Source organism: Oscillibacter sp. UBA6647 (assembly GCA_002455655.1).
GTDB lineage: Bacteria > Bacillota > Clostridia > Oscillospirales > Oscillospiraceae > Oscillibacter.
Window position 1 is genome coordinate 1 of record DKLF01000019.1, and the last position, 10,320, is coordinate 10,320.

The following is a 10,320-nucleotide window of genomic DNA, read 5'->3' on the forward strand; positions in this document are numbered from 1 at the left end:
GCCGGAAACCGCAGACTTTTAATTTGTTATTATACCTTTTTACGGCGAAATATGCAAGGACAAGCAAGACAGACACCGTAAAAGAACCGCCAACTATGTGGAATTCATATAATTACTGGTATGTTTGTCGCATAAGCTGTTTTGCCCACGGCGTGCTATAATAAGCAATTAAATCGGTAAAGAATTTAGGGGATGAGGAGGAATACAATGTTGAAGTTTGCGATTATCGGCGCGGGTGCGGGTGGGCAGAGTATGGCGACCATCCTGACGGACAAGGGATACGGCGTTCGGCTGTATGACATTGACAAGGATAAAATAAGCCGCCTGCGGGAGCTGAAAGCCATAAAGGTGACCGGCGTGATCCAGTGCGAGGCCGCGCCCGAGGTGATTACCGACAGCATGGAAGAGGTGATGGAAGGCGCGGATGTGGTGATGATTGTCTCCACCACCGACGCACACAGAAGCATTGCCAATGCGTGCAAGCCTTATCTCAGAGACGGGCAGATTGTCATGCTCAATCCCGGCCACTGCGGCGGTGCGCTGGAACTTGCAAACATTCTGCGGGGCGAGGGCGGCTGCGGCAAGGATTTGATCATTGCCGAGGCGGGCGATTTGATGTACGGCTGCCGCAGCTATGAGCTTGGCAATATTCTGCATACCGGGCTGAAGGTCAGCGTGTCGGTGGCTACACTGCCCGCGGGGGACGTGGACCGCCTGATGGAAGTGCTGGGGCCTGTGTTCCCCTGCCTGAAGCCTGCCGCCAATGTTCTTGAAACCGGCTTCCGGGCGGCGGGAGCCATGCTGCACCCCATTCCAAGCCTGATGAACGTCAACAAGATGGATTTGGGCGAGAGCTACGACTATTACATGGAGGGCATCACCCCCCACATTGCAGATATCATCACGGCATGCGACAAGGAGCGGGTGGCGGTGTGCAAAGCCCTTGGAGTGGATGCGCTGGACCTTGGCGGCATGCTGACCAAGACCTACAAGCTGGAGCCAAAGAACAGCCTGTACGAGCTGATTCAGAGCATTGAATCCTATCGCGCACTGCGCAATCCCACCAACACCAGCCACCGCTTCATTGTGGAGGACACCATGTCCGGCCTTGTTCCGCTGGCTTCCGTGGGCCACGAGCTGGGCATTTCCACGCCGATGACGGACGCGTTTGTCAGCCTTGCGGGGGCCGTGTGCGGCAGGGACTTCTGGTCGGAGGGCCGCACGGCGGAAAAGCTGGGCTTTACCGGCAAGACGCTGGAACAGATTCACGAAATGGTGCGCTGAGGCGCAGAGGGAAAACAGTTTGAGCATGTCGGGCACGCCAAAAGCCAGGAGCGCCCGGCACGGAAACCAAATCCGGCAATAACCGATTTTCGGTTTCATTGTAAAAACAAAAAGGAGAGAAGATGTATGAAAAAGTTAGCAAGAGTCTTCGCAATGCTGCTGTGCGTCTGCATGCTGGCAACCGCCTGCGGCGGCAACACCCCCTCCCAGTCCGGCGGCGGTAGCGCCGGGGCCTCCCCTGTGAAGGATACGCTGGTGGTTGCGGTTCAGGCTGATATGGCGGACAAGGACCCCATCAACGGCTCTACCACCAACGACACCGTGAAGGTCAAGGCGCAGGTCTACGAGACGCTGATCGAGCGCACCGTGCCGGAGCAGGAATATAAGTCTCTGCTTGCCGAAAAGTGGGAGTTTAACGAAGACGCCACCGAGCTGACCATCACTCTGCGCGAAGGCATCAAAACCCACAACGGCGAGACGCTGACCGCGGAGGACTGCCTGTTCTCGCTCAACTGCCTGCGGGAGAGCGCCAACAAGTCCGTCACCGACCACATGGATTTGGAGAAGAGCCATGTGGTGGACGAGCGTACCTTTGTCATCGTGATGGACGAGGTGTACATGCCCGTGATTGCCAACCTCTCCTATCCCACCTGCGTCATGTTTAGCAAAAAGGGCTATGAGGAGAACAATGGCGACTGGGCCACCATGGACATCGGAACCGGCCCCTATACCTGGGGCGACTGGTCCATCGGCAGCAGCATCAAGATGGCCGCTTTCGGCGACTATTACGTGGAGGGTCAGCCCGCCATCAAGAATCTTGAGTTTAAGGTGATCTCCGAGGACGGCAACCGTTACATCGAGGTGGAAACCGGCGGCGCGGACCTGTGCTATAACCTGTCCGGCGTGGATATCGAGGCCGCCGGCGCCAACCCCGACGTGGAGGTGTTCCGCGAGTACACCATGGACAACTGCTATCTGAGCTTCAACCAGCGCAACGAGCCCTTCAATGATGTCCGCGTCCGTCAGGCCATTGCCTACGCGCTGGATATCGAGGGCGCATGGAAGGTCTGCATGGACGGCGTGGGCCAGCCCGCCAAGGGCCTGCTGCCCGACAACATCACCGACTCCATCGCTAAGACCGACTCTCCCTATCATGTGGACTATCCCGTTTACAAGTACAATCTTGAAAAGGCCAAGGAGCTGCTGGCTGAGGCGGGTTATCCCAACGGCTTCTCCTGCCGCTATCACGTGGGTCATATGGCTCTGCGTCAGGCCTACGGCGAGTTTTTTGCCAACGCGCTGAAGCAGATCGGCATCAATGTGGAAATCGTTGCTCTGGACGCGGCCACCAACTCTCAGGCGCTGAAGGTGGAGCACAACTTTGATATCTACACCTGGGGCATTGCCGCCACCAACGGCGATATCGACTTTGCCAACCGCTTCTTCTATACCGACGCCGTCAACAACATCTTTGGGTACAGTGACCCCGACATGGACGCCATGATCGTGGCCGCCGCCAGAGAGATTGACCCCGCCAAGCGCAGCGAGCTGAATGCAGCCATTCAGCAGAAGGCGCTGGACGAGTGTATCATTGTCCCCATTTATCAGCAGGAGGATATCTACTGCCATTCCACCAGCCTCCAGGGACTGCGCAACGGCGCCTATCAGTCTCCTCTGCTGAAATACTGCTACTTCGAATAAGCATTCCTGCCGGAAAGGCAATTTAGGAACAGAGAAACGGGAACAGGGAAAAGGCGGGGCGAATAATTCCTTCATATTATTTGCCCCGTCCTTTTTATCCCATGCTGCGGCATAAACAGCGGGCAATTGACACAGTTGGCCGCGACGGTTGAATGAGGGAAAACGAAATGCTGAAATACATATTAAAGCGCCTGCTGTGGATCATACCGGTTTTAATCGGCGTGACCATCATCGTGTTTACAATTCTCTACTTTTCTCCCGGCGACCCCGCGTATCTCGCCCTGGGCGACAACGCCACGCCGGAGTCCGTGGAGGCCTATCGCATTGAAATGGGTATCAACGGCGGCTATTGGGAGCGTCTGGGCAACACCTTGCTGGGGCTGATTCAGGGCGATCTGGGCCTGTCCTTCCGCTCCAAAACCCCGGTCATCAACGAGCTGATCGTCCGCTTCAAAGTCACCTTCGACATCTCCGCCTGGAGCATTGTTCTGGGCATTATACTGGGAATTTTCTTCGGAATCATATCGGCGCTGAAGCAGAACACCATTTGGGACTCGCTGTCCACAGGCTGCGCGCTGTTCGGCATTTCCATGCCGATGTTCTGGCAGGGCCTGATGCTGATTTTGATTTTTTCCGTGACGCTGAACTGGCTTCCCCCCTCAGGGTACGGCGATAGCTGGAAGCAGATGGTGCTGCCGGTCATCGCGCTGGGCGTAAACTCCTCCGCCACCATCATGCGTACCACCCGCAGCTCCATGCTGGAGGTGATGCGTCAGGACTATATCCGCACCGCCAAGGCCAAGGGCCAGACCTACTGGGTGGTGGTGCTGCGCCACGCCCTGAAAAACGCCATGATTCCCATTGTCACGGTCATCGGCCTGCAAATGGGCACGCTCTTGGCGGGCTCCATCGTCACGGAGGCCATTTTCTCCATCGCGGGCGTGGGCAAATATCTGGTGGATTCCATGCTGGCAAGAGATTATAACGCGGTGCAGGGCTGCGTGCTGCTGATTGCCTTTGTGTCCGCGATTTTGAACCTGCTGGTGGACATTATCTATACCTTTATCGATCCCCGTATGAAAACCATGTATGAGAGCGAGTCTGGATTTAAGCTCTTTAAACGGAAAGGAGCTGGTCAAAATGGCTAAAAGCAAGGAAAGGAAGCACACCATGCTGGCGGAAATCTGGCGCCGCTTTAAAAAGAATCGGCAGGCCGTCGTGGGTCTGGTGGTGCTGGTCCTGTTCGTTCTGGTGGCCATTTTCGCAGACCAGATCGCTCCCTACGGTTATGACGAGCAGGACGCTGCCCGCGCCCAGATCGCCCCCTGTGCCGAGTATATTTTCGGCACGGACAATTTGGGCCGCGACGTGTTCAGCCGCATCGTGTACGGCAGCCGGTACTCCCTGTCCATCGGCTTTCTGGCCGTTGGCATCTCCGTGCTGACCGGAGGGCTTCTGGGCGTCATTGCCGCCTATTATCCCAAGCTTGACAACATCATCATGCGGGCCATGGACCTGTTTATGGCCATTCCCCAGATGCTGCTGGCCATGTGCATCGTGTCCGCGCTGGGGGGAAGCCTTTTTAATCTTATGCTGGCGGTTGGCCTTTCCTCAACGCCGAAGTTTGCCCGGGTGGTGCGGGCCTCGGTGCTGTCCACCCGGGAGCAGGAATTTGTGGAAGCCGCCCGCGCCATCGGCGCCAGCAATTTTCGCATCATCCTGCATCACATTCTGCCCAACTCCATCTCGCCCCTCATCGTGCAGGCTACGCTGAATATGGCGGGCGCGATTATCTCCGCTTCTGCTCTGAGCTTTTTGGGCTTCGGCATTCAGGCGCCCAAGCCGGAGTGGGGCGCCATGCTGTCCGCCGGGCGCAAATATATCCGCACCCTGCCGTATCTCACCGTCATTCCCGGCCTTGCCATCATGGCCGTGGTGTACGCGCTGAACGTGGTGGGCGACGGCCTGCGGGATTGTTTGGATCCCAGATTGAAAAAGTGAGGAGGGACGGACAATGGCTGAAAAGATACTGGACGTTCAGAATCTGGAAATTCGCTACGTAACCGACGAAGAGACGGTTTACGCGGTAAACGATGTGAGCTTTACACTGGAGAAGGGCGAAAGCATTGGCCTTGTGGGCGAAACCGGTGCGGGCAAAACCACCACGGCGCTGGGCATTATGGGCCTTGTGCCCGACCCGCCGGGAGAAATCGTGGGCGGCTCCATCTTCTTTGACGGGGAGGACCTGCTTAAGCTGCCCGAAAAGCAGATGCGGGCTATCCGGGGCGGGAAAATCTCCATGATTTTTCAGGACCCCATGACCTCCCTGAACCCAGTGATGACCGTGGGCGAGCAAATTGCGGAGGTGGTGCTGCTGCACAACAAAATTTCCAAGGCCGAGGCCAGAAAACGGGCCATGGAAATGCTGGAGCAGGTGGGTATTCCCGCCGCCCGGTGCGACGATTATCCCCACCAGTTTTCCGGCGGCATGAAGCAGCGGGTAGTCATCGCCATCGCGCTTGCGTGCAGTCCCGAGCTGCTGATTGCCGACGAGCCGACCACCGCGCTGGATGTGACCATTCAGGCGCAGGTGCTGGAGCTGATGCGCAAGTTGCAGGCGGAGTATAACACCTCGCTGATTCTCATTACTCACGATCTGGGCGTGGTGGCCAAGGTCTGCGACAAGGTGGCGGTGGTGTATGCCGGTGAAATCATCGAATACGGCACGCTGGAGGACATCTACACCGACAAGCGCCATGTCTATACAGTGGGCCTGTTCGAATCCCTTCCCGACATTGAGAAGGAAACCGCCAGCCTGAAGGTGATTCCCGGCGCGGTACCCGACCCGGCCAACCTGCCCAAGGGCTGCAAGTTCCACCCAAGATGCACCGAGGCCACGGACGCGTGCCGGGACGAGCCGATTCCGTTTGTGAAGATTTCAGAAACCCACAGTGTCCGCTGCAACCGGTTCGGCAGCGCGGAGGTATAATATGGCGGAAATTTTAAGAGTTGAAAACCTGAAAAAGCATTTTAACACCCGCAAGGGCGTGCTCCACGCGGTGGACGGCGTGACCTTCGGCGTGCAGGAGGGGCAGACGCTGGGCATCGTGGGCGAGTCCGGCTGCGGAAAGTCAACGCTGGGCCGGGTGATTCTTCACCTCCACGAAAAAACCGCCGGCAAAATTATCTTCAAGGGTGAAGACATCTCCGATGTGTCCCAGGCCAAGCTGAAAAAGCTGCGGGAGGACATGCAGATTATTTTTCAGGACCCCTATGCCTCCCTGAACCCCAGAATGACCGTGGGAGATATTATCGGCGAGCCTTTAAAAATTTACAAGAAGTGCGAAAGCAAGGAAGCGCTGCAAAAAAAAGTCCGGGAAACCATGGACGTGGTGGGCCTTGCGGAGCGGACCTTTCATCTCTATCCCCACGAGCTGGACGGCGGCCGCCGCCAGCGGGTGGGCACAGCCCGGGCGCTGATTCTGGACCCCAAGCTTATCGTCTGCGACGAGCCGGTGTCCGCGCTGGACGTGTCCATTCAGGCCCAGATTCTGAACCTGATGATGGATTTGCAGAAGGAGCGGAACCTGACCTATCTGTTCATCACCCACAATTTGTCCGTGGTGAAGCACATTTCCGACGACATCACCGTGATGTATCTGGGGCAGATGGTAGAAAAGGCGAAGTCTTCCGAGATTTTCGCACATCAGTACCACCCCTATACCAAGGCGCTGATTTCCGCCATCCCCCTGCCCAAGTTTAACGCGCCCGACAATCAGATTATTCTCAAGGGCGAAATCACCTCTCCCATCAATGTGACAAAGTCCTGCCGGTTTGCGCCCCGGTGCAACTATGCAAAGCCCGAGTGCTTTCATTCCGAGCCGGGGTTGGAGGAGATTTCCAAGGACCACTTTGTCAAGTGCCACTTTGTGCGGGAGATCAACGGCCTGTAAAACGGTGCGCCGCCGTTTCAGCGGCGCATAAAGGAGCATTTATGGAATACTTCGAATTTGACGAGCTGGCAAGCCGCTTGCCCTGGAGTCAGGTAAAGTGGGACCCCGCCGAGCTGGATGCAAAGTTCGGGACCAGCGATGTGACCCCCGCGTGGGTGGCGGACATGGACCTGAAAACGCCCCCCGCCGTCCGGGAGGCGGTGATGGAAGCGGCAAAATGCGGGATGTACGGTTATACCCGGGTGGACGAGCGCACCGTTGCGTCCTATCTGAACTGGCAGAAGCGGCGCAACGGCTGGGAGCCGCCCGCGGACTGGTTCCGCTATACGCCGGGCGTGGTGACGGCCATCAATATGCTGCTGCTCTCCCAGACCGAGGAAGGGGACGAGGTGCTGATTCAGCGGCCCGTGTACTATCCCTTCTCCATGTCCATCGAAAAGCAGAAGCGCACCGTGGTCAACAGTCCCCTGCGCCTGAAGGACGGGCGGTATGAAATTGATTTCGATGATTTTGAGCAAAAGGCGGCGTCTCCCAAGTGCCGCGCGTTTGTGATGAGCAATCCCCACAATCCCGTGGGTCGGGTGTTCACGGAAGAAGAACTGCGTCAATTGGGCGATATCTGCAAGCGGCACGGGGTCTTCGTGATTGCCGACGAAATTCACAGCGATTTGATTTATCCCGGCCGCCGCCATGTGGTTTTCGCGTCGCTGGGAGGGGAAATTGCGGACAATTGCGCTGTTTGCCACGCACCCACCAAGACGTTTAATCTGGCGGGACTGGCGTTCTCCTGCGTCATGATTGCAGACGCGGCGCGGCGGGAGAAATTTGACGCTGTTTTTCACCGCTACTGCGGCGCGGCACATCCCACCTTTTTTGCCCCTGTGGCTGCCAGAGCCGCATGGGACTTTGGAGAGGAATGGCTTGCGGCCTGCCTTGACTATATTTATGGGAATTACCTGTATGTAAAAGAGTTTGCCGAAAAGACATGGCAGGGCCGGGTGGAGGTTCTTCCGCTGGAGGGGACCTATCTTGCGTGGATGGATTTCCGGAAGCTGGAGCCCGACCCCAAAAGGCTGGAGGAGCGGATGATCCATAAGGCCAAGGTGGCGCTGGACGAGGGGTATATTTTCGGGCCCGAGGGCAGCGGCTTTGAGCGGCTGAATCTGGCCGCCCCCCGAATGCTGATGGAAAAGATTATGGGGCAGATTGCCTTGGAATTTTCGTAAATTTGTATTTATTAGGAGTTAGAAACATGAGCGACTACAAAAGATCCATGCTAATTGAACCGGAAGACAACGTAGCGGTTGCCGTCGAGCCCATTGAACGAGGGGAGACAACCCTTGCGGGTGACGAAGAGCTTGCCGCCGGAGAGTTTATCAAGGAGGGGCACAAAATTGCCCGCTGTGATATCAAAAAAGACGCGGAGATTATCAAGTACGGCGTACATATCGGCGTTGCCACCGCAGACATCAAAAAGGGCGACTGGGTACATGAGCACAACGTGTATGACGACTTTGAGGAGATCAACCGGGAGCGGCGGGCCTATTACCGTTCCATGGCGCCCGATGCGCTGGATTACACCGCGCCTGTGCTGTACCGCAGGGAGGAGCTGAACCTGCCCGAGACGATCATGGGCTATAAGAGGGAGGACGGCACCTTCGGCATCCGCAACCATGTGGTGGTGATCTCTCTGGTGCAGTGCTCCAACAACGCCGCGCAGCGCATCGCCGCCGCCTGCGACGTGCCTGCCACCTATGTGGACGCCGCCTGCGGCGAGTTTCCCGACCGCTTTGCCCGCACCCGGGACGGCTTCATCACCACCGGCACCCATCCCAACACCTTCGGCGTGGTGCTGCTGTCCCTTGGATGCCAGCAGACCGACCCGGAGGATGTTGCGGGGGTAATCCGCGCCACCGGCCGTCCCGTGGTGAGCATCAGCATGCAGGCCGACGGCGGCGCCACCAACGCCATCAAGGAGGGCATCAAGGCCGTGAACGAGCTGAAGGCACAGGCCGCCGCCCAGAAACGGGAGCCCTGTCCCCTCAGCGGCCTTGTCATCAGCGGTTACAATGGTGGCTCCGACTGGACCAGCGGCCTGTCCGCAAACCCCGTCGCCGGAGACGCCATCGACCGTCACACCGCCATCGGCGGCACCAACGTGGAAATCTGCGGGCGGGGCGGCTATCCCACAGATGCAGGCTCCTATGAGGTGGGAATGCGCCTGATGGAAATTGGTGACTTTTTTAATGAGGACTGCGCCCGCAGAGGCGGCAAGGGCCTCTCTCAGGTGAACCCCACGCCCGGCAACAAGGCGGGGGGACTGACCACCATGACGGAGAAGAATCTGGGCAGCTTCAAGACCAAGGGCCATGGCCGGATGCTAGGCATTCTGGACTGCGGCCAGCGGTCCCCACAGCCCGGCATGTGGGGCATCAATCAGGCCCAGGGCGCCAACGATGCCTATGCCACCACCACGCTGGCCATGAGCGGCTGCCACATCTGCCTGTTTACCACCGGGCGGGGCAACCCCATCGGAAACGCCTGCATGACCACCATCAAAATTACCGGCAATCCCCGCACCGCGGAGATGCTTTCCGATATGATCGACTATTCCACAAAGCCCATGCTCTATGGGGAAAAGACATTGCAGGAGAGCGGAAAAGAGCTCTATGAGCTGATGCTCCGTGTGGCCGAGGGCGAGCCCACCAAGGCCGAGCTTCTGGGCGATTATAGCTGGACCACTCCTCACGGCACCAGCTACAACGGCGACTATTGAGAAAAAGGGGAGGGCCGCCCGGGCGGCCCTCTCTTTTTATGGCCTTATGCGGCAGGGCATCCCGTCTTGCGCTGCTTTGCGGCTCGGGACAATTTTCCGGGTGGCCCGGGTTCATTGCGCCCATGACGGCGGCACTGAGAAGGGCTGACGCTTGCCCGCGCGTGGCCCATGGCCACCCGCTTTTTGGGGCTGCGGAGATGCGGAGATACATTTTTCCGATTGATTGATTTTGACGGTTGACTTTTTTCCAAAATCAGTGAATACTGGAGAAAGAAAATACGCCTGAAATTCTCCGGAAAGAACAGGCCGAAATTTGACAGGAGGAATCAAACTATGGATTACAGCGCAATGATTCAAAACCGCAAATCCGTGCGGGAATTTCAGGATACAAAGGTCCCCGACGCCACGCTGGCGGAGATAAACGAGTATTACGAAAGTAAGTGCGGAAGGCTTGTGCCCTCCATCGGCACGGAGCTTCGCCTGTTCGGGTCCGACTTCCGGGAAAAGCTGAAGGGCGCGGCAGGCTACAACGATTTTATGATCGGAAACGCCGATTATTTTGCAATTTTGTCCGACGAGGCGGAGTATATGGCCCAAAACGCGGGC

General features: G+C 57.5%; 9 protein-coding genes. All 9 read left to right on the forward strand.

Annotated elements, in window-relative coordinates:
• Positions 1–207: 207 nt before the first annotated feature.
• Positions 208–1,284, forward strand: a complete 1,077-nt coding sequence (locus B2W96_RS01675) for an NAD/NADP-dependent octopine/nopaline dehydrogenase family protein (RefSeq protein WP_293007915.1) — start codon at positions 208–210, stop codon at positions 1,282–1,284.
• A gap of 126 nt (positions 1,285–1,410) precedes the next feature.
• Positions 1,411–2,985: an ABC transporter substrate-binding protein gene (locus B2W96_RS01680; RefSeq protein ID WP_293007917.1), complete on the forward strand. Its 1,575-nt coding sequence runs from the start codon at positions 1,411–1,413 to the stop codon at positions 2,983–2,985.
• 167 nt (positions 2,986–3,152) lie between these two features.
• The gene (locus tag B2W96_RS01685; RefSeq protein WP_293007919.1) at positions 3,153–4,133 is read left to right on the forward strand and encodes an ABC transporter permease; all 981 of its coding nucleotides are present in this window, start codon (positions 3,153–3,155) and stop codon (positions 4,131–4,133) included.
• Entirely contained in the window at positions 4,126–4,986 is an 861-nt protein-coding gene (locus B2W96_RS01690; RefSeq protein ID WP_293007921.1) for an ABC transporter permease, read from the forward strand. Before B2W96_RS01685 ends, B2W96_RS01690 begins: the two co-directional genes overlap by 8 nt.
• A gap of 13 nt (positions 4,987–4,999) precedes the next feature.
• Positions 5,000–5,974 carry an ABC transporter ATP-binding protein gene (locus B2W96_RS01695; RefSeq protein WP_293007923.1) on the forward strand — a complete coding sequence of 325 codons (975 nt, stop codon included), beginning with the start codon at positions 5,000–5,002 and terminating at the stop codon, positions 5,972–5,974.
• 1 nt (position 5,975) lies between these two features.
• Positions 5,976–6,938, forward strand: coding sequence for an ABC transporter ATP-binding protein (locus B2W96_RS01700; RefSeq protein WP_293007925.1), 963 nt, complete (start codon positions 5,976–5,978; stop codon positions 6,936–6,938).
• A 41-nt stretch (positions 6,939–6,979) separates the two neighbouring features.
• Complete coding sequence (locus B2W96_RS01705) at positions 6,980–8,164, forward strand: MalY/PatB family protein (RefSeq protein ID WP_293007927.1); 1,185 nt, start codon at positions 6,980–6,982, stop codon at positions 8,162–8,164.
• Between the two features lie 26 nt (positions 8,165–8,190).
• On the forward strand, positions 8,191–9,714 hold the full coding sequence (locus tag B2W96_RS01710) for a UxaA family hydrolase (protein WP_293007929.1): 1,524 nt from the start codon (positions 8,191–8,193) through the stop codon (positions 9,712–9,714).
• Between the two features lie 333 nt (positions 9,715–10,047).
• Positions 10,048–10,320 (forward strand): nitroreductase family protein (locus B2W96_RS01715; protein WP_293007931.1); only part of this gene is annotated, 273 nt, incomplete at its 3' end.

Excerpts from the sequence above, each read along its gene's own strand:
- B2W96_RS01690 (WP_293007921.1), top strand. The coding sequence starts at position 4,126 with ATGGCTAAAAGCAAGGAAAGGAAGCACACCATGCTGGCGGAAATCTGG.
- B2W96_RS01710 (WP_293007929.1), top strand. The coding sequence starts at position 8,191 with ATGAGCGACTACAAAAGATCCATGCTAATTGAACCGGAAGACAACGTA.
- B2W96_RS01675 (WP_293007915.1), top strand. The coding sequence starts at position 208 with ATGTTGAAGTTTGCGATTATCGGCGCGGGTGCGGGTGGGCAGAGTATG.
- B2W96_RS01680 (WP_293007917.1), top strand. The coding sequence starts at position 1,411 with ATGAAAAAGTTAGCAAGAGTCTTCGCAATGCTGCTGTGCGTCTGCATG.
- B2W96_RS01700 (WP_293007925.1), top strand. The coding sequence starts at position 5,976 with ATGGCGGAAATTTTAAGAGTTGAAAACCTGAAAAAGCATTTTAACACC.
- B2W96_RS01685 (WP_293007919.1), top strand. The coding sequence starts at position 3,153 with ATGCTGAAATACATATTAAAGCGCCTGCTGTGGATCATACCGGTTTTA.
- B2W96_RS01695 (WP_293007923.1), top strand. The coding sequence starts at position 5,000 with ATGGCTGAAAAGATACTGGACGTTCAGAATCTGGAAATTCGCTACGTA.
- B2W96_RS01705 (WP_293007927.1), top strand. The coding sequence starts at position 6,980 with ATGGAATACTTCGAATTTGACGAGCTGGCAAGCCGCTTGCCCTGGAGT.